The organism is Acinetobacter sp. NEB149 (assembly GCF_012516415.1).
In the GTDB taxonomy this organism is placed as follows: domain Bacteria; phylum Pseudomonadota; class Gammaproteobacteria; order Pseudomonadales; family Moraxellaceae; genus Acinetobacter; species Acinetobacter lwoffii_V.
The window spans coordinates 1,352,620-1,376,893 of the sequence record NZ_CP051208.1; the positions used below are offsets into that span (position 1 = coordinate 1,352,620).

Below are 24,274 nucleotides of genomic sequence, written 5' to 3' on the forward strand. Positions count from 1 at the left end.
AACATTTGTTGATTAACTGTAACTTTTTTCGATACTTATACTATAATGGCTCAGTCGGAAGTTGTTTTAAGTTTCATGGAATAGTGATATTCACAGAGAGGGAAGTCTTAATAGTATCATTCGATAGGCAGGTTATAGTATGAAGCTTGGCATTTAAATATTTGTCATCACGACCTAGAGATAATTCTAAAGATGAAGAAATGAAAGACATAAAAAAAGCCCGCATGATGCAGGCTTTTTTTAAGAAAAACTTATAGACCAGCAGACGCTTTAAGCGCTTCCACTTTGTCAGTTTTTTCCCAGGTAAAGGCAGTATCAGAACCTTCACGACCGAAGTGACCATAAGCAGCAGTTTGCTTATACATCGGCTGGATCAGGTCAAGCATACGGGTAATGCCATATGGACGTAAGTCGAAATGTTCACGAACCAGTGCAATAATCAATTCTTCAGAGACTTTTGCAGTATTGAAGGTATTGATTGAAATTGAAGTTGGCTCAGCAACACCAATTGCATAAGACACCTGAATTTCACACTTGTCAGCCAGGCCAGCAGCAACGATGTTTTTCGCTACATAACGACCTGCATATGCAGCAGAGCGGTCAACTTTAGATGGATCTTTACCAGAGAAAGCACCACCGCCGTGACGTGCCATACCACCGTAGGTATCTACGATAATTTTACGTCCAGTCAAACCACAGTCACCCACAGGACCACCGATCACAAACATACCCGTTGGGTTGATGTGGAATTTGGTCTCTGCATGGAACATGTCAGCAGGAATGATTTTCTTCACGATTTCTTCAATCACAGCTTCTTTCAGGTTTGCTTGAGTGATTTCAGGATCATGTTGAGTCGAAAGAACGACTGCATCTAAACGAACTGGTACGCCATTTTCATAAGCAAACGTTACCTGGCTTTTTGCATCTGGGCGTAACCATGGCAAGGTGCCATTACGGCGTAATTCAGCCTGTTTTTCCATCAAGCGATGCGCATATGAAATCGGCGCAGGCATTAATACATCAGTTTCGCGGCTTGCATAACCAAACATCAAGCCCTGGTCACCGGCACCCTGATCTTCAGGTTTCTGGCGGTCTACACCCTGAGCAATTTCAGGTGACTGTTTACCAATCATGTTGATCACGGCACAGGTTGAGCCATCAAAACCAAGATCAGAATGGTGATAACCAATTCCGTTTACGGTATGACGTACAATTGCCTCAAAATCAACATTTGCTGTCGTTGTGATTTCACCGGCAAGTACAACCGCACCTGTTTTTACAAGCGTTTCACAAGCAACCCGTGCATATGGGTCTTCTTTTAAGATTGCATCCAAAATAGCGTCACTGATTTGGTCAGCCATTTTATCTGGATGGCCTTCGCTTACAGATTCCGAAGTAAATACAGCGTACTCGCGCATAGTCCTATCACAGTTAATTTTAAAGACCCGATATGTTACATCGAGTTGCGCTCTAGGACTAGCTTAACAGGACAAAATTGGTCGAAATTGTTTCAAATTATTGTGTTTTTAATTGATTAATAGAATTAAAAAAATTGATATGTCTATTTAGGCAGCATTATTGATTGGGGAATATGAAGCAACAATATTTTAATCTGTCAGACTGTCAGAAAATTAAATGCTTAGATTTCCGATTAAATCTTAAAAAAATAGACGATAGAAAAAATACAAAGCTCAAAATTCAAAATTTACTTAAGCAAGTGATCATTACATCAATAAAGCAGATTCAGACTGTGCGCCTTGCGACCAACTGTCTTGTCGATGTTCAAGCGTGTCTTCATATTAGCGCTAAGTCTTCCACATTAGCTGGTTAGGAGTGGCGACATCTTTTGCTATGGACTTCTTGGAGCAAGACTGTACGGAGATCAGAAATCATGTATCAAAAGGCATTTACCCTGATTGAAGTACTGATCGTACTCATCATCATCGCGATTTTAGTAACGATGGCTTTTATGAGTTATCAAGCTTATGTCGTGCGTAATCAATTGGCCGAAGTATTTGAGCAAGCTGGAGCATATCGAACCCAGTTTATTGCTTCGGATCAGCACTGTGATGCCGGACGCGAGATTGGTGGGCATGGTCAATATATCGAAAAAGTGATCATTAACGCTACGTGCCGGATAGAGTTCAAGATACGAGAGCAGGGAGTAGATGCTGCGATTCGCGGGAAATCGGTTGCTTTTGATGTTCATAGTGGCAAATGTTATTCCACTGATATTCAGCAGCGCTATTTGCCTAAAGACTGCCAAGGGCAATAACTCTCCCGAAGTTGAAAATTAGCCTAAGCAAATTAGGTTTCACCTGTATATCAAAAAATCCTACCCATATTTTATAAAATTTAGTACAAATTACATTATGACTAGTTTAGTTAATTGTATAGATTTTCTTCAAAAATAATGATGTGAGACATATGAAATAGAAACAAAATCAGCATAAATTCAATCCTGTCTATCTGCTTAAATTGTAGATACAGACAATAAAGTTAGCTAGGAAATGAGGGATAATTCAATCTGAAAACCGGTAGAGAGAAGCGAAGCCGAAGAAGAAATGTGGAATAATTGTACGATAAGGCAAGAGACACTCAATAAACTGATAAATATTGTTGGTTAGTCTTTACCCCTCGCTGTTTTTTTAAGACAATAGACAGCAGTTTTGAAAGTCTTTTCATCATTTCCTATTTCTGAATATTTTGGACTCTGATTTATGACAACCCCGCTTAATGAACGTCGTATTGCAAACGCAATTCGTGTATTGGCAATGGATGCTGTGCAAAAAGCAAACTCAGGACATCCAGGTGCTCCAATGGGGATGGCAGATATCTCTGATGTGGTTTGGCGTGAATTCATGAACCACAACCCTACCAACCCGAATTGGGCAAACCGTGACCGTTTTGTATTGTCAAATGGCCATGGCTCTATGCTTCAATATGCGCTTCTTCATTTAACGGGCTACGATCTTTCGATTGAAGATCTAAAAGCATTCCGTCAACTTCATTCTAAAACACCTGGTCACCCGGAATTGGGCTATGCGCCAGGAATTGAAACGACGACTGGTCCTTTAGGTCAAGGCATCGCGAATGCTGTTGGTTTTGCACTGGCTGAAAAAACCCTAGCTGCACAATTTAACAAAGACGATATCCAAGTTGTAGATCACTTCACTTACTGCTTCCTTGGCGATGGCTGTTTGATGGAAGGTGTTTCTCACGAAGCATGTTCTTTGGCAGGAACATTGGGTCTGGGCAAATTGATTGCTTACTATGACGACAATGGCATCTCGATTGATGGCGAAGTGGAAGGCTGGTTCTCTGACGATACAGAACAACGCTTCCTGGCGTACGGCTGGCAAGTGATTAAAGTTGATGGCCACGATGCAGATGCAATCCGTCAGGCAACTTTAGAAGCTAAAGCTGAAACTGCTAAACCAACCATCATTATTTGTAAAACTGTGATTGGTCTGGGTTCACCAAACAAGCAAGGTAAAGAAGACAGTCATGGTGCACCACTCGGTCATGACGAAATCGTCTTGACTCGTGAAGCACTAGGCTGGACTGATGAAGCATTTGTAATTCCTGAAGATGTTTATGCAGCTTGGGATGCGAAAGCCAAAGGTGCTGAATCAGAAGCAGCTTGGAACGAAACATTTGCTGCTTATGCTGCAAAATATCCAGCTGAAGCAGCTGAGCTTAAACGTCGTTTATCTGGTGAATTACCGGCTGACTTCGTTGCAAAAGCGGATGCTTATATTGCAGAAGTGAATGCCAAAGCTGAAACGATCGCAACGCGTAAAGCGAGCCAAAATGCATTACAAGCACTTGTTCCATTATTGCCAGAAGTTCTAGGTGGTTCTGCGGATCTTGCAGGTTCTAACCTGACCCTTTGGAAAGGCGCGCAAGGCGTACAGGACAATCCGGCAGGTAACTACGTACACTATGGCGTACGTGAATTCGGTATGACTGCAATCGCGAATGGTGTTGCACTGCATGGCGGTTTTATCCCTTACGTAGCAACATTCCTGATGTTTATGGAATATGCACGTAATGCCGTACGTATGTCTGCATTGATGAAACAGCGCGTGATCCATGTGTATACGCATGACTCAATTGGTCTGGGTGAAGATGGTCCAACGCATCAACCTGTTGAGCAGATCGCATCCCTTCGTGGTACGCCAAATCTAAACACATGGCGTCCATGTGACACGGTTGAAGCGGCAATTTCTTGGAAATCTGCATTAACGCGTGCTGAAGGTCCAACCGCATTGATCTTCTCCCGTCAGAATTTGCCATTCCAAACCCGTACTCAAGCTCAAATTGAGAACGCTGCGAAAGGTGGTTATGTACTGGCTGAAGAAAAAGGCGAATTGAAAGCCATCATTATTGCAACTGGTTCTGAAGTATCTCTGGCAATGGAAGCTTATGCACAGCTTGAAGGCGTGCGTGTCGTGTCTATGCCATGTGCTGAAGAATTCATGAAGCAAGATGCAGCTTATCGTGAAGCGGTTCTTCCATCAAATATTCGTGCACGTGTTGCTGTTGAGGCTGCACATGTTGATTACTGGTGGAAATTTGTGGGTCTTGATGGTCGCGTAATCGGTATGACCACTTATGGCGAATCTGCACCTGCAAAAGATCTGTTCCAGTTCTTCGGTATTACTACTGAAGCAGTGGTTGCAGCTGTAAAAGAGATTACTGCATAATCAACTGATTAGGCGGTTTATTAAAAGACGCTCCATTTTTGGGGCGTCTTTTATTTTTTCGCTTTTTAGCGTTGTTTTCATGTGGCAATCGTTAGAAAGTTCTCCCATAGTCGAAATGAAAGAGTGAGATGAACATGAGCTTGTATGAACAAATTAACGATGAAATTACTTTAATGGATGCAGGCGAACTCAAGTGGATCGGACAGGAATTACCTCTTGAAGCGATGGTTGCAGTTGATTTAATGCTGCAAGAATTAGCCGAAGAAAAGGTCATTAAAGTGCGTCGTAAAAATCATGAAAAGACGACTGGCCTAAAACAGGTTGATCGTATTCTGGTTGAAAAACTTTAAACATAATGCATGAAAAGTCCCTGATTGGGACTTTTTTTATGCCGGATGATTTTCATCTGACAGGTTGCTTATGAGCACCAGATGAGATAAAGCTAAGTTTAGGCCGCTATAAAAATTCAGCGACCACTATTGAAACGACTTAAATTAAAGAAATAAGCCAAAGAAGCAGTTAAACATGAATATACAGTGCCAGATCCAGATCAAATCTCTAGAGCAAATATCACAGCCGGAATGGCTATTTTTATGGCAAGACTATCAACGCTTTTATCAGACCCAAATTTCGGATGAGGTAAGTAAAAATACCTGGGATAAATTAACTAATTATGAGTTAGATTCAATGTACGGTTTTGCGGCCTTGATTGATGGAAAGGTCGTAGGGATTGTGCATGTCATCGAACATAACAGTAGCTGGACAGTAAGACCCTATGCCTATTTGCAGGATCTATTTACCCATCCTGATTATCGCGGACAGGGCGTGGCGCGCAAGCTGATTCAGCATGTCTATCAGGTCGCGCAGCAGCGTAATTGCGACCGGGTTTACTGGCTGACTCATGAATTAAACCATCAGGCACAAGCGTTGTATAACAAAGTCGCCAAGAAAACTGGATTCATCCAGTACCGTATGGATTAAAGCTCAAAAATTAAAAAAATAACTTACAATTTTATCGTTTCATCGCTGCAACAAAACGTTTTATCTTTAGGGCTGTAAACAGTTCCAGATTCTATACACTTAATAACATCCAAAACGTGAGATAAAAACATGAATTTCAAAACATTAGCATTAGGCTTGGCGGTCGCATCTGTAGCAACAGTTTCTATGGCAAAACCAGTGGCCTATACGATTGACCCGACTCATTCAGCAACGGTGTTCTCTTGGAGCCACTTTGGTTTCTCTACACCATCTGCAAACTTCAGTGACATCCAGGGTACGATTAATGTTGATAATGTAAAACCTGCGAATTCTTCGGTCAATGTGAATATCCCGGTTGCAAGCATTAATACGAATGTGAAAGCGCTGGATGACCATATTAAGACAGCAGAATTTTTTGATGCTGCCAAATATCCGAATATCACTTTTAAAAGTACTAAAGTTCAGGCTTTAGGCAAAAACAAATACAAAATCACCGGTAACTTAACCGTAAAAGATGTCACTAAACCTGTGGTACTGGACGCAGTTTTAAATAAACAAGGCGTGCACCCAATGACAAAATTACAAACGATTGGTTTCAATGCAACCACTTCATTTAACCGTTCAGCCTTTGGGGTAGGCGGTTATGTTCCAAATGTGGGCGATAAAATTACAGTAAACATTACTACCGAGGCTTCTGTACCTGCTCCGAAAAAATAAGCATGACAAATTAAAAAAGCACCCAACTGGGCATTGCTGTCCCACAATTTTTCACAAGAGGAAGCTCATTTGAGCTTCCTCTTGTTTTATGGGTATTTTATCGGGTGAAAATAAAGCTTTTAAAGTTCTTCTTTCAAACAAATTCACTTGAATTATTCTGAGTAAGCGCTGAACTGTCCAACCTGTTTTTCCTAAATGTTGAGCGAAACTCACCAATAAATAGGCGATCATCGCAATCCAGATTTGTGTCTGAATTGCGTTCCTGCTGCGGCCTAGAAACGCTTTTAATTTGAGATTCTGCTTAATCGCCTTAAAGAACAGCTCAACTTTCCAACGATCTTTATAAATCGCCGCAATGGTGGAGGCGGCTAAATGAAAGTTATTGCTGAGAAAGCTAAAGTGCTTGCCACTTTGCTGATCTCTATATTCAATTCTTCTTAACACTGGGGCTTTTCTTTTTAGGGCATGTGCGCTATTCAGCTGAATGGTTTCATCTTTTAGAATACCTTTGGATTCAAGCACTGGATGTTGCTGGATCACCTGATACACAGATTTAGGCCTAAAACGTGTGACAAATCCAATGTTTTGAGCAGTCAGATTTGCATACCATTGGTAATCGACATAGCCTTTATCAAAAACTACAATGCTGCCAGCAGGAAACTGGAATTTACGGCCTTGTACCATGTCATTTTCTTTGCCATTTTCAACTGCAACAAACTCAGGAATATCATTGCTGTGATTCAATCCTATGCTGAGTTTCATGCTGGCTTTTGAGTTGTGAACTTTGGCCCATTCACATAAGGAAAGCGACAGGTCAATATGACTGGCATCCAAGGAATACAAGGGATTCTTAAAGCGAAATTTATGAGCTACTTTTGAGTGTTCATAGTATTTAAGCAACTTGTAAAATAGCTGTTGATACAAGGCAGCAGGCTGCTGCTCATTGATTCGTGCCAGCGTGCTTCGGGGAATAGACTTTGCTCCGAGATGACTTAGCTTTTCCTGTTGGCACTCCAAATTGGATTGAATATCTCTCAGACTTTGCCTACAAGAGAATTGAGACATCAATATGGCAATAAACTGATCCCACCGGGAAGCCGCTCTAAATTTCTGTCCAACATGGTGTACTTTAGCAAGTTGTTCAAAATCCTGTCGCACAACAGGTTTAATTAGCTCATGAAATACGGTATTCTGATGTGACAAAACCTGAATCCTAGTCGTTAAAGTGTTTGTTTGCACTCATATTTTAACTGTTAGGACTCAGGTTTTTTTATTTAAAGCAAACTATGGGACAGCAGTGCCCAACTGGGTGCTTTTTTATTACGGTTATTTAAGTTGCAAGTTTTCTAAATAATGCAGCAATACCGAACTGGCGGCCTGTTCAAGCGCGGGTGCATAGCTTTGATGATCTGCCCGCAGTGCAGGGATATTGATCTGGGCTTTGCGTAACTCACAGGTATGTCCAATCAGCCATTTCTCTAAACTTTCACTGACCACTTCAGCATGGAATTGTAGTGCTAGAATATTCTGTCCTACCTGAAAGGCCTGATTTGGATAAAGGTCAGAGCTGGCCAGTAACTCTGCCTGTTCAGGTAGATCAAAGGTATCACCATGCCAATGCAGGACGTCAATATCTTCCAGAGCTTTTAGTGGATTATTTTCAATAGAAGTAAGACTGAGTTTAGACCAGCCAATTTCTTTTACATCTCCTGGATAGACTTTGGCATCCAATGCAGCAGCAATTAACTGCGCACCTAAACAGATGCCTAACGTTGGTAAGTTCTTTTCTAGGCGAACTTTAAGTAAGTCTATTTCCTGTTGTAAGAAAGGATAGTCCTCAGTTTCATAGACTGCAATTGGGCCACCGAGAATGATTGTTAATCCGGGATGTTCAAAAGCCTTGGTGAGATCATCGATACCAGCTTCGAAATAACGCACACGTAAGCCGAGCTGATAAAAAATATCTTCCCAAGCACCTAAGTCTTCAAAGGCCAGATGTTGAATGGCATACACGGTATCGGGGAGGTGGGCTAAGTTCAACATAGTTTTTTGATATCAAGAGAATGATTTAATTTAACGTGAATCAAAAGCAAAATAAAAGGCTTTATGCCCCACATCACGTGCAAAATAAAAAATAATAAGCATCTCTGCACTATCAGTAAGTGTGTAAAAATTTTTCGTGTGATCGCTACATCAAGCAGTTCATTTTTCCTTTTATATAGAAAAGAGAGTAGAGTAAGGCTGCCGTACTGAATAAAAACAACAAGGTCATCAGGAACAAGGATATGCAGAATATACGTTTATATGTCGATAAAAATAGAATCAGCCCTTATGCCATGTCGGTTTATGTTGCCTTAAAAGAAAAGGGTTTAGATTTTCAGGAAATCGTGATTGATTTAGATCAGCAGCAACAGAAATCTGCGGCTTATCAAGCCATTTGTCCAAGTGCTAAAGTTCCGTTTTTAATAGTAGATAACTTTAGCCTGTTTGAATCATGGGCGATCACTGAATATCTGGAAGATGTCTTTTCGGCTCCAAGTTATCCGGCACTATATCCAAAGGAAATTCAGGCGAGAGCCAAATGTCGCGCCATACAAGCCTTGGTCAAAACCGATTTTATGCAAATCCGCCAACAAATGCCTTCCGATTCGGTATTTCATCCACCAAAAATATCTACATCTCTTACAGCTCCGATCACCGAAGAAATTCAGCGCTTGGTGAATGTGGCAGAACATATGCTGGAGGACATATGGTTGACTGAACACTGGTCCATTGCAGACTTTGATCTGGCCTTTATGTTGCATCGTCTGCTGAGTCATCAGGTGAAACTTCCTGTGAAAATAATAGAATATGTCGAGCGTAATTTTAAGCGGGCTTCGGTACAGGCTTGGCTGGCAGAGCATGAAAAAGCTAAAACTTTAATCTAATGTCGACTGATAAAACAGTTCATAAAAAACCTACTTAAATAGATAAAATTCAAGCGTAATATGAATCAGAACAAGACTTGAAAGATGCTGAGGATACAGTCCTCGTTGAATAAGAAGGAAGGAGTGGCCGGTGGGAAATTCACATCATCATGAGCATAGTCATGTCACCGTGACTGCAAAAAATGCCAGAAAATTATCAATAGCGCTGGGATTAACCACCACTTTTTTAATTGTGGAAGTGATTGCTGGTTTTCTAACTCAAAGTTTGGCCTTACTTTCTGATGCTGCGCATATGTTTACCGATGCTGCTGCACTGGCTATCGCTTTAGTCGCTATCAAAATTGGACAAAAACCGGCAGACAATAAACGGACATTTGGTTATCAGCGCTTTGAGATTTTGGCTGCTTTGTTTAACGCCTTAATGCTGTTTGTGGTTGCGATTTATATCTTGTTTGAAGCTTATCAGCGTTTGAGTCATCCACCAGAAATTCAAAGCCTTGGCATGATGATTGTTGCTGTTTTGGGGCTGATCATTAATCTGATTTCCATGAAAATTCTGGTGTCTAGTAGTCAGGAAAGTCTCAATGTCAAAGGTGCTTATCTGGAAGTGCTCAGTGATGCACTGGGATCTGTAGGCGTGATTATTGGAGCACTAGTGATTTATTTCACCGGCTGGATGTGGATAGATACAATCATTGCAGTATTAATCGGATTTTGGGTATTGCCAAGAACCTGGATTTTGCTGAAACAGAGCATCAATATTCTGCTTGAAGGTGTGCCGGAGGAAATTGATATTGAAAAATTACGTCACGATCTTTTGGCGCTTGATGGGGTCCAGGATATTCATCAGCTCAAGGTCTGGGCGATTACTTCCAAAAAAGTCATGCTGACCGTGCATCTGGTTGCACCGAATGTGGATTATCAGAAACTGCGGCATCAGACCTTTGAGATGCTTCACCATGAGCATCATATTACCGAGATGACCTTGCAGATTGAAGCGGAAGATTGCCCGCCGGAACATCGGGGACAATCCTCACATCCGCATTCACATGCTGAAACCCATCAGCATTGAAGTGGAATAATCTAAGCATCGGGAAAGTTGATTATTTTTTTAAAAGTGAACGAATCACATCCAGATAACTTGGCGGAGCATCGACATACTCACGCTCCCTTAACATCTGGTGCATTCTCCCCAGCTTTTGATGCGGAACAGAGGCCATTAAATGATGTTCAATATGATAGTTCACATGAATCGGGGCAACCAAAGCACGTGCCAGCCAGCCTGCACGAGTAGTTCGGGTATTGCTAAGGGCAGAATGACTGGTTTCTAATCCGGCATGTTCAGCCATGGCACGGATGCGGATGAACAAAGGAAATGGGGTGATATAGGCGAGAGGCCATAATAAATACAGTTTAGGATGGCCGCTGGCCCAAAGCGCAGAAAAAATTGCTGCATTTGAAATTAACATACCAGAACTATTTTTAAGCAAGTTTTTCGCTAACTCTAAATTGCTGCGATCACCACGCGGAATTGGCTTGGGGTCATTGGAAACACTCCATTCCAGTAATTCCAGATCCATTAATACTCGACCAGCGAGAAATTTAAGCCCCGATTGCCCATTCAGGTCACGGAAGAATTTCCTGAATAGTGAGCTTTGCGTAATGGGAAAGTTTTTTACCAACCCCAAGTCAGGATCATCTGGTTGCGAGGTTTTAGCATGATGTTTCAGATGATAAGGACGATACTTGCTGACATCATTCCAGATCGGGCGTGCACAGAGCCAGTCAGTCAAATGAGTGTTCAACCATTTGGTTTTGAACAGGCTATGATGTGAGGCATCATGCATCAAAATAGCCAGCGCAAGTTGTCGGCCAGCCAAAATGGCCAATGCCAGCGCGCACATCAGGACTTTCCCCCACGTAGGTAAATATTCCCAGCTATAGGCTACCGTGCCAAAGGTCATGACAATTATGGTCCAGGTTGAACCTACTGCCCAAGCACCATGCAAGTCTGAGGTCATGGTGAGTTCTTTAATTTCATCACGACTAAAAAGTTCTGTGACACTGACCTTGCTGTTCATTCTTCTGCCTATATTTAGTTCTTATTGTTGTATTCAATATATTTGGATGGAATATTACAGTCAATTTATTTTTGTGTGTAAAAAAGAAATAAATTAGCCCCCTTGGTCTTTAAAATAGTGTTGCCATAAAAGTTGACCCTGTTTTTCTATTTTGCGGACTGCGAGCTCAAATTGTTGTCGGGCATCGGTGTCTATCCATTCTGCAGGAAGCAAAGGATCAGCACGTAAACTAAATAGGGCAGACTTACCTAGATAAAAGGCACTTTTTGCAGCCTCTGCTAAAGTCAGATTTTGGTAATTCTCAAACCAGTCGTTAATATCATGCTGTACGGCATGATAGGTTTGATGTAGCTCTTCGATATCCCATAAATCACGAACTTCGGTTTCATTTTCCAGTTGACTGACTTGGAAAAAACGTGCGTCAGGATCTAATCCAAACTGGATTACAGCTTTTTTTAATGGACTTAGATTCAACGTTAAATTATCGGCGCGAATAAAAACATTTTGCTCTAGTTCCTGAAAACCATAATAACGCAGCGCTTTTTCTCTTTTAGATAAGGCGGTACGGTCTACACGTCCCAAAGTGCCGGTATAGACCAATACATATTTTCCGTTCCACGTGGTCGCCGTTTGCATATCAGGATGTTTGTTTAAGCTGATAAAAGAAGTATCGAATTTTTTCTCTAGCAATTGATATACGCCGCGCTCTACAGCTTGAATGACATTTTCCTGATTTAATCGGGCTACAGCGACACGGATACCATTGTCAGATATACCCAATAATTCAGCAGCAGTTAATATCCGCTTAATAGACAGGGTTGAGTTTTTAGAGGCATATAAAAGATCTAGAATTAGATGACGAGCATTTAATTTATAAGTCATGAAACGATATCGTTATGAAAGGGATTAAAAGTTTTAAAGTTTATCCACAATAGCACTTTGTCATGAATAACCCAAAAAAAATGTCAGGGTAAAAGAGGATGAATAAGTGATTTGAGATATGCATTTTATTAATAAATTTTTTTCAAACACAATAAAAAACCCTTATCTTTCGATAAGGGTTTTTCGTATTCTGGAGCGGGAAAGGAGACTCGAACTCCCGACCCCAACCTTGGCAAGGTTATGCTCTACCAACTGAGCTATTCCCGCAATGAGGTGAATTATAGAGAATTCCACAGCAGTGTCAACTCTCTATAAATCTGTTTGATTAATTAATCAACACGGCGCCAAACTGTACCTTGACGGGTATCCTCAAGAACAACACCTTGATCAAGTAAAGATTGACGGATTTCGTCTGCGCGTGCGAATTCTTTGGCTTTCTTGGCATCCTGACGCTGTTGAATCAAATCTTCAATTTGTTCAGGTGATAGTCCCAATGCTTCCTGACCAATGTCAGACTTGAGGAACTCTTCTACATCTTGCTGTACCAGACCGAGAATATTGGTCAGGTGACGCAAAGTTGCATAATAGATCGCTGCCTGTTCTGCATTTTCTTCTTTCACCGCACGATTCAGCTCTTTATTGATTTCGAACAATACCGCAATCGCTTCAGGCGTATTGAAATCATCACGCATAGCGGTATTAAAACGTTCAACCAAAGCCTCATCCAGAGTTTCAACCAGATGACCACCATAAACCGCCTGATAGGTTTTAAACGAGTGATAGAAACGAGACAAGGTATTTTTTGCTTCTTTTAAGGCAACATCCGAGTAATTTACCGGGCTACGATAATGGGAAGAGACAATAAAGTAACGCACCACTTCCGGATGGAATTTTTCAATCACGTCGCGAATGGTGAAGAAATTGCCTAAAGACTTCGACATTTTCTCGCCATCGACATTAATAAATCCGGCATGCATCCAGTAATTGACATACTGTTCACCAGTTGCTGCTTCAGATTGTGCAATTTCATTTTCATGATGCGGGAAGGTTAAATCAGCACCACCGCCATGAATATCGAAATGATTGCCTAGGCAGCAGGTTGACATTGCGGAACATTCAATATGCCAGCCTGGACGGCCATTGCCCCAAGGAGATGCCCATGACGGTTCATTTTCCTTGGCATGTTTCCACAGTACAAAGTCAAACGGGTGTTTCTTTTCGACTTCAACATCGACACGTTCAGACGCGCCGGCTTGCATATCTTCTAATTTACGGCCAGACAGACGACCATATTTGGCAAACTTCTCGACCTCAAAGTAGACATCGCCATTATTGGAAGGATAAGCCGTACCTTTGTCGACCAGGTTGCCGATCATATCTTGCATCTGATCGATATAATCTGTTGCTTTAGGTGCAACATCAGGTGCAAGGCAGCCCAGTTTGGCAAAGTCTTCATTCATCGCATCAATAAAGCGACCTGTTAATTCTGAGATACTTTCGCCATTTTCATTGGCACGTTTAATAATTTTGTCGTCAATATCCGTAATATTACGCACATATTTGACTTTCCAGCCTTGGCTACGCAGGAAGCGGATAATATAGTCAAATGCAACCACTGTACGTGCATGTCCAATATGACAGTAGTCATAAACCGTCATTCCACAGACATACAGGTCAATCTGACCTTCAACACGAGGTACGAATTCTACTTTTTTGCGTTGCTCTGAGTTATATAGAACAAATGGTTGCATAGCTGTTCAAAAGACTTCAAATAAAAGGATGAATCATCTTAACCTAAGCATAATTATTCATAAAGATAAAAGCGTAAAAAGCCTCAGTTATTTAGGGGAGTTAGGCGACAAGAGTGATTTAGGAAGAAGAGGTTTAGGAAGTGAAATGGCGATATTGAGCTTACATTTTCAGAGGCAGTGTTTGCCAGTATGATTGAATTATATTTGAATGAGTCTGGTCTGATTTGAACCAAACCTATTTTGGATAGCGTAAGCGTGTTCCCCTAAAAAATAAAAATAAGTACATTCTATAGTTTTAAAAATGGAGCGAATGTAGAGGTGGAGATACCAGATTGCGCAAGTTGAATACAATCTGAATATATTAAAAATCCGTCGAATCTTCTACATTTAGAAAGCTTACAATTGCATAGCTATGCTAAAATTGCGAAAATTATGCCCATCAAACCAGAGTTTTTCTCTGTCCTTAGCGTAGGTAAACAGGCTTTGAATCCACAAAAAACAGCGAATCAACTAGATTTCCAGAAAGTCGCACTTGAAACACTTCGCATCGAAGAAAATGCACTACAGATTTTAGCAACACAGATTGATGACCGTTTTAGCCGGGCATGTGAAATTATTCTACAGTGTACTGGCCGTCTGGTGATTACCGGAATGGGCAAGTCAGGTCATATTGGCCGTAAAATGGCGGCGACCTTTGCTTCGACCGGAACACCCTCGTTCTTTATGCATCCGGGCGAAGCCGGTCATGGCGACTTGGGTATGCTGGTGGCTGGTGATGTGCTGATTGCAATTTCAAACTCGGGCAAGAGTGATGAAATCATGATGCTGATGCCGCTGATCAAGCATCTGGAAATTCCGCTGATTACCATCAGTGGTGATGATCGTGGTCCAATGCCACAAAATGCTGATGTAGCTTTGACGCTGGGTAATATTCAGGAGGCTTGTCCACTGGGTTTAGCGCCGACATCGTCAACGACGGCAACATTGGCTTTGGGCGATGCTTTGGCGGTAGCTTTATTGGATGCTCGCGGCTTTACCTCGGATGATTTTGCACGCTCACATCCTGCAGGTGCGCTGGGTAAGCGTCTGTTATTGCATGTGAAGCATCTGATGCGTACTGGCGCAGATTTACCTAAAGTCTCGCCAGATACCGCCATGAATAAAGTATTGTACGAAATTTCCAACAAGCGCTTGGGCTTAACCACAGTCGTCGATGAAAATGATGTGTTGCTGGGGATTTTTACCGATGGTGACTTGCGTCGCTTGATTGATAAGCAGCAAGGTTTTGATGTCAATCTGGCTATTCAGGACGTGATGACCAAAAATCCGTTGACCATTTCTCAGGAAGCACGTGCAGTGGTGGCACTGGAACGTATGAATGAGCATAAAATTAATCAATTTGTAGTTGTTGATGATGCCAATAAAGTCATTGGTGTGATTAGTATGCATGACCTGATTCAGGCTGGGGTAAATTAATAAATGGCATCTTATGTATTATTAGAGCAGGCACGTCATATTGCAGCACTGGTGCTTGATGTAGATGGTATTTTAAGTGATGGCTTTGTAACGCTGACCAATACTGGCGATGAGATCAAATCCTTTGATATTCGTGACGGTCTGGGCATGAAACTGGTTCAGCAAGCAGGGATCAAGGTGATTATTATCACCGGACGTAAAAGCAATATCGTAGAAAAGCGTATGTCGGATCTGGGTGTTGATCTGGTCTATCAGGGCCGTGAAGACAAAGGTACAGCACTTCGTGAAGCCTGCGCACAGCTCAACATTGATCCTGAAGATTGCCTGTACATGGGCGATGACTGGCCTGATCTGTCTGCTTTTGCCATTGCCGGCATGAAAGTGACCGTGCCTAATGGTCATGTTGAAGTTCGCCGCCGTGCCGATCTGGTGACTCAGGCCCAAGGTGGACGTGGTGCGGTGCGTGAAATCTGCGATATGCTGTTAATGTCCAAAGGCATGTACCAAGAGTTACTTGAAAAATATACTCGTGCGCCTTATTAATAAGTCATATCTTTTGGATTAAGTACACCGCTTATGGATACTAAAGTTTTATATATTACGGCTGTGATTATTGCCGCAATAAGTGGTGGTTATTACTATTACAGCGGCAAGGGCAACAAGCTGCAGGCAGATTCTGCGCGCAGCATGACCTATTCCGCTCAAAATATTAACTTAACCCAGACGGATGAAACAGGCCAGGTGTCGGTTCGTGCCCAAGTGGACCGACTTGAGCAGAACCTGCAGCTAGAAACTTCAAAGCTAGAAAATCTGCGAGCATCGACTTATGACAATGGCAAAGTCGATGCAACTTTCTTTGCCAAAATGGCGCATGGTTATGATGACAATACAAAAGTTGTACTCTCTCAAGAAGTGTTCGCCACCAAAATCATGCAAAATGGGAAAATGCAGTTTCGTACTGAAGAACTGACCGCTTTTCCGAAAACACGTGAAATTGAAACAGACAAGACAGTGATTGTGGAATCTCCACAGGCTGAATTTGTCAGCCAGGGTCTTAAAGCCAATCTTAATGATGGTCAATACGAATTCTTTAATATTCGAGGAAAGTATGAACCAAACTCCTAAAGCCAAAATGATGCACACTTTCCTGAAGCGTATGACGCTGGCGACTGTGGTTGGACTCGGTTCAATCGCTGCTTTTGCACTGCCATCTGACCGTAACCAGCCAATCACCTTGCTGGCTGACCGGGCGACTTTCAATGAGCGGACGGGTGTGACGACGTATTCGGGCAATGTCATCATTGAACAGGGCACCATGAAGCTGCAAGCCAATTCGATTGTGGCCAATCTGAACAATAAGCGTCAGATCAGCCTGATTACGGCTACTGGCAGCCCGGCACAGTTCCAGCAAAAAGTGGATCCGGCCAAAGGTCTTGCCAAAGGTCAGGCGCAGAAAATTGTCTACAATGCTGAAACCGGGATTATTACCTTGTCAGGCAATGCCTTCCTGCAACAGGACGGTGCCAGTATTCGTGGTGCGACTTTAAAATACAGCATGAACAAAGGCGATATCGAAGCCACCGGAACACCAAACAAAACCGGTTCATCGTCTGGTCGTGTACAAATCGTGATTCCACCCTCTAGTTCAACATCCTTCCCGGGAGCGCGTGATTAATGGAGCAATCGCAGCAGGTTCAAACCCTCACCATTAAACATCTGGCGAAAAACTATAATAAACGCTGGGTAGTGAAAGATGTATCGTTCAGCATGGAAAGTGGCCAGATTGTCGGGTTACTGGGACCAAATGGTGCCGGTAAAACCACCAGTTTTTATATGGTGGTTGGTCTGGTGCGGATGGATAAGGGAGAAATCTATCTCGATGATCTGGATCTTTCCGACCTCGCAATGCATGAACGGGCACGTAAGGGGATTGGTTATTTGCCGCAGGAAGCTTCAATTTTCCGAAAACTGACGATTTCAGAAAATATTATGGCAATTCTGGAAACCCGTAAAGATATGACCAAGGCACAACGTCAGCAACGTCTGGCGGAGTTACTGGCAGACTTTAAAATCACTCATATCAAAGATTCTTTGGGCATGAGTGTATCGGGAGGTGAGCGACGTCGTGCCGAGATTGCACGTGCACTTGCGGCCGACCCAAAATTTATGTTACTCGATGAGCCTTTTGCCGGTGTCGATCCGATTTCGGTTGGAGATATTAAGGATATTATTACGACCTTGAAAGATCGCGGAATTGGGGTGCTGATTACCGATCATAATGTGCGTGAAACGCTGGCGATTTGTGAGCATGCTTATATTGTCAGTGAGGGTGCATTGCTTGCTGAAGGTACACCAGAAGAAATCCTGGCGAATGAGACTGTGAGAAAAGTTTATCTGGGTGATGATTTCACTGTTTAAATAATCCTGCTTTCTATAAAAACCCTGCATCAGGCGCCAGTTGTCGAATGCAGGGTTTTTTTTGATCAAATCAAAGTGAAAAAGATTTCTTTTAAAGGGATTTGATATATTGTTAGGCTAAAACAAGAAACATTACATAATTATGCGATTTAGGGCAGAACACTTTAAAAAAAATCAGGGGAAAACAGATCAAAAAAGAAGGGGATTGATATTTCTTCTTTTGCCTTTATCTGTGTCTTTGGGGCATGCAGAAAGCTCACCCCATTATTTTGCCAATCTCAAGAATGGCTTGGGCCAGTTGATTGCACCCAAACCAACACGGTCAGCGCATACCATTGATATTACCTCGCTTGGTCATTATTCATTAGATACATCAAAAGTAGCTGAGCTGCCGCAAATTACCCGGCCACAGTCAGGACAGCCAGCTTTAAGTTCTACGATCACAGCTGGCATTCCACAGAAAATGAATCTGATGGAAGCCGTACATCGGGCGGTGCAGCGCCGTCCTGAAATCACCCAGAGTATTTCGACATTATCTGCGCAGGCCGCGAATATTGATGTGGCGAGATCGGGTTATTATCCGCAGTTATCCGGGGGTATCGGGACAGGTGACCTCACTTCCGGTGAACGTGGACGACAAATGGTTTCTTTGAATGCCACCCAGATGCTGTATGACTTTGGCAAAATTAAAACCAATGTCAATGTGGAAGAAGCCCGCTTGGCAGAACAACAGGCCAGGGTGCTGGTCAGTCTGGACCAGGTCGCATTTGAAGTGGCTGATGCAATAGTGAATATTAAGCGCTATCAGGAGATTACCAAGATTGCCCAGCAGCAGATTCAGGGCATTGCACGGATTGCAGAAATTGCCAATTTGCGTGCCCGCGCCGGAATCAGCAGTCAGGCCGACCCGATTCAGGCGCAGTCCAATCTGGAAGCAGCGCAATAAAATCTGATTGTACAGCAGACCCAACTCAGACAATATCAACAACGCTTGCGTACCTTGCTAGGATTTGATGTATCAGCTATTGAATGGGATATTCCTGAGCGCATTGTGGCACAGGCCGATCTTTATCAAGATCCGGAATTTACCCAGATTCCGAACATGATTCTGGCACACGCCGGGGTTAATATTGCCCGTTTGCAAAAAGATCAGGCGCGATTAAGTCCTTATCCGACTATTAGTGTTAAAGGCAGTCTAAGTCAGGCGATGAATGGACGGAATCCGAATAATAATGAAGATGATGGCTTCTATAATTCAGTCATGATTGAAGCCAGCAGTAATTTGTATCAGGGTGGTGCAACACGTTCACAGACTCGTGCCGCAAGCTATGCCGAAGAAGCTGCACGCGCACAGGTCAATACGGTCTATCTGGATGTACTGGATCAGGTGCGCTTGATCCGTGAGCAAATTGAAAATAAACAAAAGCAAATGGGGGTTTTATCCCAACGCCGAGCAACCACGGTACGCACCAAAGAGCTGTATCAAGAACAATATAAATTGGGTACCCGAACCGTAGTGGATTTGCTGAATGCAGAGCAAGCCATTCATAGTGCAGCGCAGGAAATTGAAGCGGCGCGCTATGACATTTATTCGGCGATCGTACAGTACATTCAGGTCACGGGCCGTACACGGGATATTTACGCGCTTAACAGCATTTCTATTCAGGGGTTTGAAGTTCAGCCATGAGTACTACAATAATAAATTATCAACCTTGGCTTCAGGCAGTTTTAAATATTGCCCGGCATTACCGTATTGAGCCTTCTGAGGAGCGAATTCGTCTGCAACTGGACTGGAATCAGCATCATGACATCGATGACATGCTCAAGATTGTCAGTCGTCAGATGGGTTTAAATCTCCGTAAAAATAAATTTGAGCGCAGCCTGCTGAATTCATGGCGTTTACCTTTACTGGTTGAATTCGATAGTGGTGATGTGGGCGTGATCGAACGCATCGACACACAGGGCAATGTCAGCATCCAGCTCAGTGGTGATGAAGGTTTATCTCAAAGCTTTACAGTTGAACACTTAGAGACTGGCATAAAGCATCTTTATGTGCTGCGTCCTGAATCTTCAGTGCCAGATGCGCGGGTGGATGAATATATCAAACCCTTTGAGAAAAACTGGTTCTGGTCAATTGTCCTGAATGACTGGAAGCGTTATATCGATGTGATGTTTGCGTCTTTAATTGCCAATATTCTAGCATTGGCCACGATAGTCTTCTCGATGAATGTCTATGACCGTGTCATTCCATCACAGTCCATTCCGACGTTATGGGTGTTGGCCGGTGGTGTGCTGATCGCCGCGATTTTTGAGTTTGTTTTACGTGTCTCGCGGATCTATCTGTCAGACATTATTGGTAAACGTGCGGATTTAAAAATTTCTGACCGGGTGTTTGGTCATTCATTACGGATTAAAAACAATGAACGTTCCAAATCAACAGGAACCTTCATTTCACAAATTCGCGAGCTGGTGACTTCAACCACAGTTACGGCCATTGCCGATCTGCCATTTTTCTTCCTGTTCTTGGGCATCTTCTGGGTGATCGGTGGCAATCTGTTCTGGGTCATGTTACTCGTTGTGCCCTTAATGATTCTTCCAGGGATTCTGGCGCAGAAAAAACTGGCACAGCTGGCCCAGTTGGGGATGCGCGAATCTGCCATCCGCAATGCCTTGCTGGTAGAAGCTGTAGAAGGAATTGAAGACATCAAGCTGTTAAGAGCTGAAACGCGTTTCCAGAATCAGTGGAATCATATGAATGAAGTATCAGCCGATGTCAGCATACAGCAACGTAAAATTGTCGGCTTGATGACCGCCTGGACTCAAAAAATTCAGGGGCTGACCTTTGCGATTGTGGTTTTAGTCGGGGCCTTTGCGGTGATGGAGGGTGACATGACCACAGGCGCACTGGTGGCCTGTTCGATTCTATCTTCACGCATGCTGGCACCAATTTCACAAATTACGGGTGTACTGGGTCGCTTGCAACAGGCTAAAGTCGCCAAGGCTGGTCTGGATGAACTCATGAAAAAACCAGTGGATCAGCCGGATTATTCGCACCTGATTCATCGTCCGGCACTGGATGGGCATTATGAGCTCAACGGGGTGGTGTTTAAATATGGCGATGATGATCCGAAACCGAGTTTGATGATTCCCAAGCTGGAAATCAAGCCGGGGGAGAAAATCGCGATTCTGGGCCGTAATGGTGCAGGAAAATCGACCTTGTTACAGCTTTTGTCTGGGATGCAGACACCGTTACAGGGCAAGGTCAAGCTGGATGGTATTGATCTGACCCTGATTGATCCGTCAGATGTGCGGCGTGATATGAGTTTGCTAAATCAGAACTCGCAGTTATTTTATGGTTCAATTCGTGAAAACCTGACTTTGGGTGCACCTTTGGCCACCGATCAGCAAATTCTGGAAGCCTTACAAATTACCGGTGCACTGGGATTTGTACAGGAGAAAAAAGAAGGACTGGATCATATCCTTTTAGAGGGTGGTGTCGGCTTTTCTGGTGGGCAGCGTCAAGCCTTGTTATTGGCACGGTTATTGATCCGTCAACCAAAAAATTTGCTACTGGATGAACCGACCGCTGCCATTGATGATGTGTCAGAAAAACAGTTGATTGATCATCTTAAAGGTTATTTAACCCATCGTACGATGATCGTTGCGACCCATCGCCGTGCGGTATTGGAACTGGTGGATCGTATTATTGTGGTCAATGATGGCAGGATTGTGATGGATGGACCAAGGGATCAGATCCTGAATCAGTCGCAAGGTGGTAATAAGCGGGTTGTGGGAGCAAGTGCATGAGTGAACTACAACAACTAAAACGTTCCAGCAAGGTCAGCTTTCAGGAGCCGCCCTTACCGAAATCAAGTATCATCATCTGGATTATCGGCATTGGCCTATTGGTATTGCTGAGCTGGGCCTGGTTATTCAAATTGGAAGAAGTATCTACCGGTACTGGAAAAATAATTCCATCATCCAAAGAGCAGGTGATTCAGTCTCTGGATGGCGGTATTTTGACTAAACTTAATGTCAAAGAAGGTGAGATTGTCGAGCGTGGGCAAGTATTGGCCCAGCTTGATCCGACCCGCTTTGAATCCAACGTCGGTGAATCAGAATCCTTGCTGGTGTCATCACGTGCCACTTCAGCCCGTTTACGTGCGGAAGTCACCGGCGCACCGTTGGTCTTTCCTGAAGAAGTGTTGAAATACCCCAAATTGGTTAAAGAAGAAACGGCCCTGTATCAGTCGCGTCGAGCCAATTTGCAAGAATCTGTTGCAGGCCTGGAACAGGCTTTGTTACTGGTGCAGCAAGAACTGGAAATGACCGCTCCCTTGGTCGCCAAAGGGGCAGCCAGTGAAGTTGAAGTGTTGCGTCTAAAACGTGAAGCCAATGACCTGCGTAATCAGATGAATGATATCCGTAATCAATATTATGTAAATGCGCGGCAAGAGCTGTCCAAAGCCAATACCGATGTGGAAACTCAGCAACAGGTGGTACGTGGCAAGTCGGATACTTTGAGCCGAACTGTTTTTAAATCACCGGTTCGCGGTGTGGTCAAAGAGATTGATGTGATGACGCTGGGCGGCGTGATTCCACAAAATGGCAAGTTAATGACCATCGTGCCACTAGATGAAAAATTACTGGTTGAAGCTCGAATTTCGCCGCGTGATATTGCCTTTATTCGCCCTGATCAGGAAGCGCTGGTCAAAATTAGCGCCTATGATTATTCAATTTATGGCGGGCTAAGCGGTAAAGTAACCATGATTTCACCGGATACCTTGCGTGATGAAGTCAAGCAGGATCAATTTTATTATTGGGTGTATATCCGTACCGATAGCGACAAGCTCAGCAATAATGCCGGGCAGGAGTTCAATATTACTCCAGGGATGGTGGCCACCGTGGATATTCGTACTGGTTCAAAAACCGTGATGGATTATCTGATCAAGCCATTTAATAAAGCCAAAGAAGCCTTGCGTGAACGGTAATATTTGCCAAGCAATTGAGTAAAACAATCGATCAAAATCAGGCCTCTCCGTGGAGAGGCTTTTTATTTGTCTGTGCAAAGCGGGTATACTGCAGCAGTGAGAGTTTAAAGCCTGAAGTTATGCCATTTACCATTGCCAGCCTGGTCAGTTTTGAGGAAGACATCAAAAAAAGCCGCTTTCAGGCCTTTGCCACACCTGTTGAAAATGAGCAGGACGTCAAAGATTTTCTGGAGGCTTATCGCGATCCAAGTACCACCCATCAATGCTGGGCCTGGAAAATTGGCCATCAGGTACGCTTTAATGATGATGGTGAACCTTCAGGTACTGCAGGACGCCCGATTCTGGCAACCATTGAAGGCAATGAGCTGACCAATGTGCTGGTGCTGGTCAATCGCTGGTATGGCGGGATCAAGCTGGGAACAGGGGGCTTGGTACGTGCCTATGGCGGCTGTGCTGGACAATGTTTGTTGTTAGCAGAAAAAATTGAACTGATTGAAAAGAAAAAGGTGCAATTTTCCTGTCAATTCAATGAGTGGGCCATCTTTCAATATGAGTTGAACCAGCAACAGATTGACTATCAGGAAGAATATACAGCTGAAGGAGTACAGGTCAGAGCCTTATTTCAGTTACATCAAATTCAACCTTTTGCCCTAAAAATTCAAGATGTGACCCGTGGCCGGGAACAGCTCAAAATCATAGAAGAAGCGACAGATGACTGACGTAGATCCATTACTGAAATATCGTGAGCAGCATAAACATCGCCTGAATTATATGCCTTGGCTGTACTGGTCCTTAAAGCCTAAAAATCGCGGTTGGGCAGAAGCGTGGCAAAAGGACTATCAGGCTTATCTGATGGAGATGGAAACCGTCGAGATTGGTGAAAACTGTTTTATTTCACCTCTTGCACATATTTTCGCGGAGCCGGGACGCAAAATCATTATTGGTGATAATACCTTTATTGCCGCAGATTGCACCTTGCATGGCCCTCTGGACATTGGTAATGAAGTGGCGATTAATCATCACTGTATTCTGGATGGCGGTCGGGTGGGGATTAAACTGCATGATCAGGTGCGTATCGCCGCTTATTGTCATCTTTATGCCTTTGATCATGGCATGGATTTGGAGCAGCCGATTTATCAGCAGCCAGTACGTTCGCAAGGCATCGAGATTGGTCGGGATGTGTGGCTCGGTGCGCATGTCGGTATCAAGGACGGAATTAAAATCGCAGATCAGGCCGTGGTGGGAATGAACAGTATGGTGACCAAGGATGTCGAGAAGCGTGCGATTGTCGCCGGTAATCCGGCCCAATTCATTCGCTATCGTGAATAAGCTTTTGGAAGT

Annotated in this window: 22 protein-coding genes, 1 tRNA gene and 1 pseudogene; 17 read left to right on the top strand and 7 right to left on the bottom strand. The window is 43.3% G+C overall.

Going from position 1 to position 24,274, the window contains the following annotated elements; translation table 11 throughout:
- Positions 1-251 precede the first annotated feature (251 nt).
- Positions 252-1,418, bottom strand: a complete 1,167-nt coding sequence (metK, locus tag HGD77_RS06505) for a methionine adenosyltransferase (RefSeq protein WP_004729886.1) — start codon at positions 1,416-1,418, stop codon at positions 252-254.
- A gap of 473 nt (positions 1,419-1,891) precedes the next feature.
- Here metK and HGD77_RS06510 point away from each other — a divergent pair, with 473 nt between their 5' ends.
- The 5 genes from HGD77_RS06510 (at position 1,892) to HGD77_RS06530 (ending at position 6,407) form a co-directional block, all read left to right on the top strand.
- Positions 1,892-2,275 carry a pilin gene (locus tag HGD77_RS06510; RefSeq protein WP_005263117.1) on the top strand — a complete coding sequence of 128 codons (384 nt, stop codon included), beginning with the start codon at positions 1,892-1,894 and terminating at the stop codon, positions 2,273-2,275.
- Positions 2,276-2,720: 445 nt separating this feature from the next.
- The gene (gene tkt / locus HGD77_RS06515) at positions 2,721-4,709 is read left to right on the top strand and encodes a transketolase (RefSeq protein ID WP_005263115.1); all 1,989 of its coding nucleotides are present in this window, start codon (positions 2,721-2,723) and stop codon (positions 4,707-4,709) included.
- Between the two features lie 134 nt (positions 4,710-4,843).
- Positions 4,844-5,059, top strand: a complete 216-nt coding sequence (locus tag HGD77_RS06520; protein ID WP_004729883.1) for a hypothetical protein — start codon at positions 4,844-4,846, stop codon at positions 5,057-5,059.
- A 175-nt stretch (positions 5,060-5,234) separates the two neighbouring features.
- The gene (locus tag HGD77_RS06525; RefSeq protein ID WP_004729882.1) at positions 5,235-5,690 is read left to right on the top strand and encodes a GNAT family N-acetyltransferase; all 456 of its coding nucleotides are present in this window, start codon (positions 5,235-5,237) and stop codon (positions 5,688-5,690) included.
- Positions 5,691-5,819: 129 nt separating this feature from the next.
- Positions 5,820-6,407: a YceI family protein gene (locus HGD77_RS06530; protein ID WP_004729881.1), complete on the top strand. Its 588-nt coding sequence runs from the start codon at positions 5,820-5,822 to the stop codon at positions 6,405-6,407.
- A 51-nt stretch (positions 6,408-6,458) separates the two neighbouring features.
- Here HGD77_RS06530 and HGD77_RS06535 read toward each other — a convergent pair whose 3' ends face one another.
- On the bottom strand, positions 6,459-7,610 hold the full coding sequence (locus tag HGD77_RS06535; protein WP_005261588.1) for an IS4-like element ISAbe18 family transposase: 1,152 nt from the start codon (positions 7,608-7,610) through the stop codon (positions 6,459-6,461).
- 123 nt (positions 7,611-7,733) lie between these two features.
- Entirely contained in the window at positions 7,734-8,450 is a 717-nt protein-coding gene (locus HGD77_RS06540) for a glutamine amidotransferase (RefSeq protein ID WP_005263112.1), read from the bottom strand.
- 242 nt (positions 8,451-8,692) lie between these two features.
- Here HGD77_RS06540 and yfcF point away from each other — a divergent pair, with 242 nt between their 5' ends.
- Both yfcF and HGD77_RS06550 read left to right on the top strand, forming a co-directional pair.
- On the top strand, positions 8,693-9,334 hold the full coding sequence (yfcF, locus tag HGD77_RS06545; protein WP_005263109.1) for a glutathione transferase: 642 nt from the start codon (positions 8,693-8,695) through the stop codon (positions 9,332-9,334).
- 130 nt (positions 9,335-9,464) lie between these two features.
- Positions 9,465-10,406: a cation diffusion facilitator family transporter gene (locus tag HGD77_RS06550; RefSeq protein ID WP_005263103.1), complete on the top strand. Its 942-nt coding sequence runs from the start codon at positions 9,465-9,467 to the stop codon at positions 10,404-10,406.
- A 31-nt stretch (positions 10,407-10,437) separates the two neighbouring features.
- Here HGD77_RS06550 and HGD77_RS06555 read toward each other — a convergent pair whose 3' ends face one another.
- From HGD77_RS06555 to cysS, 4 genes are all read right to left on the bottom strand, one after another.
- A complete protein-coding gene (locus HGD77_RS06555) occupies positions 10,438-11,415 on the bottom strand; it encodes a fatty acid desaturase family protein (RefSeq protein ID WP_005263102.1) in 978 nt (325 codons plus the stop codon).
- A 93-nt stretch (positions 11,416-11,508) separates the two neighbouring features.
- On the bottom strand, positions 11,509-12,297 hold the full coding sequence (locus HGD77_RS06560) for a PaaX family transcriptional regulator C-terminal domain-containing protein (RefSeq protein ID WP_005263101.1): 789 nt from the start codon (positions 12,295-12,297) through the stop codon (positions 11,509-11,511).
- Positions 12,298-12,488: 191 nt separating this feature from the next.
- Positions 12,489-12,564: transfer RNA gene (locus HGD77_RS06565), tRNA-Gly, on the bottom strand.
- A 62-nt stretch (positions 12,565-12,626) separates the two neighbouring features.
- On the bottom strand, positions 12,627-14,048 hold the full coding sequence (gene cysS, locus HGD77_RS06570; protein WP_005263100.1) for a cysteine--tRNA ligase: 1,422 nt from the start codon (positions 14,046-14,048) through the stop codon (positions 12,627-12,629).
- A gap of 432 nt (positions 14,049-14,480) precedes the next feature.
- Between cysS and HGD77_RS06575 the strand changes: the two genes are divergently transcribed.
- The 10 genes and pseudogenes from HGD77_RS06575 to HGD77_RS06620 all read left to right on the top strand — a co-directional run bounded on the left by HGD77_RS06575 (position 14,481) and on the right by HGD77_RS06620 (position 24,262).
- Positions 14,481-15,524, top strand: coding sequence for a KpsF/GutQ family sugar-phosphate isomerase (locus HGD77_RS06575; RefSeq protein ID WP_004279959.1), 1,044 nt, complete (start codon positions 14,481-14,483; stop codon positions 15,522-15,524).
- A gap of 3 nt (positions 15,525-15,527) precedes the next feature.
- Positions 15,528-16,067 carry a KdsC family phosphatase gene (locus HGD77_RS06580; protein WP_004279958.1) on the top strand — a complete coding sequence of 180 codons (540 nt, stop codon included), beginning with the start codon at positions 15,528-15,530 and terminating at the stop codon, positions 16,065-16,067.
- Between the two features lie 33 nt (positions 16,068-16,100).
- The gene (gene lptC / locus HGD77_RS06585; RefSeq protein ID WP_004729873.1) at positions 16,101-16,649 is read left to right on the top strand and encodes an LPS export ABC transporter periplasmic protein LptC; all 549 of its coding nucleotides are present in this window, start codon (positions 16,101-16,103) and stop codon (positions 16,647-16,649) included.
- On the top strand, positions 16,633-17,199 hold the full coding sequence (lptA, locus tag HGD77_RS06590; RefSeq protein ID WP_004646679.1) for a lipopolysaccharide transport periplasmic protein LptA: 567 nt from the start codon (positions 16,633-16,635) through the stop codon (positions 17,197-17,199). The genes lptC and lptA overlap by 17 nt, the downstream gene beginning before the upstream one ends.
- The gene (gene lptB, locus HGD77_RS06595) at positions 17,199-17,942 is read left to right on the top strand and encodes an LPS export ABC transporter ATP-binding protein (protein ID WP_005104345.1); all 744 of its coding nucleotides are present in this window, start codon (positions 17,199-17,201) and stop codon (positions 17,940-17,942) included. Before lptA ends, lptB begins: the two co-directional genes overlap by 1 nt.
- A 220-nt stretch (positions 17,943-18,162) precedes the next feature.
- Positions 18,163-19,629: pseudogene (locus HGD77_RS06600) on the top strand (TolC family outer membrane protein).
- A complete protein-coding gene (locus HGD77_RS06605; protein WP_168730758.1) occupies positions 19,626-21,749 on the top strand; it encodes a type I secretion system permease/ATPase in 2,124 nt (707 codons plus the stop codon). The pseudogene HGD77_RS06600 and the gene HGD77_RS06605 overlap by 4 nt, the downstream one beginning before the upstream one ends.
- Complete coding sequence (locus tag HGD77_RS06610) at positions 21,746-22,933, top strand: HlyD family efflux transporter periplasmic adaptor subunit (protein WP_168730759.1); 1,188 nt, start codon at positions 21,746-21,748, stop codon at positions 22,931-22,933. The genes HGD77_RS06605 and HGD77_RS06610 overlap by 4 nt, the downstream gene beginning before the upstream one ends.
- A gap of 119 nt (positions 22,934-23,052) precedes the next feature.
- Positions 23,053-23,652: an IMPACT family protein gene (locus HGD77_RS06615; RefSeq protein WP_005263092.1), complete on the top strand. Its 600-nt coding sequence runs from the start codon at positions 23,053-23,055 to the stop codon at positions 23,650-23,652.
- Positions 23,645-24,262 carry an acyltransferase gene (locus HGD77_RS06620; protein ID WP_005263090.1) on the top strand — a complete coding sequence of 206 codons (618 nt, stop codon included), beginning with the start codon at positions 23,645-23,647 and terminating at the stop codon, positions 24,260-24,262. The genes HGD77_RS06615 and HGD77_RS06620 overlap by 8 nt, the downstream gene beginning before the upstream one ends.
- Positions 24,263-24,274: the final 12 nt, after the last annotated feature.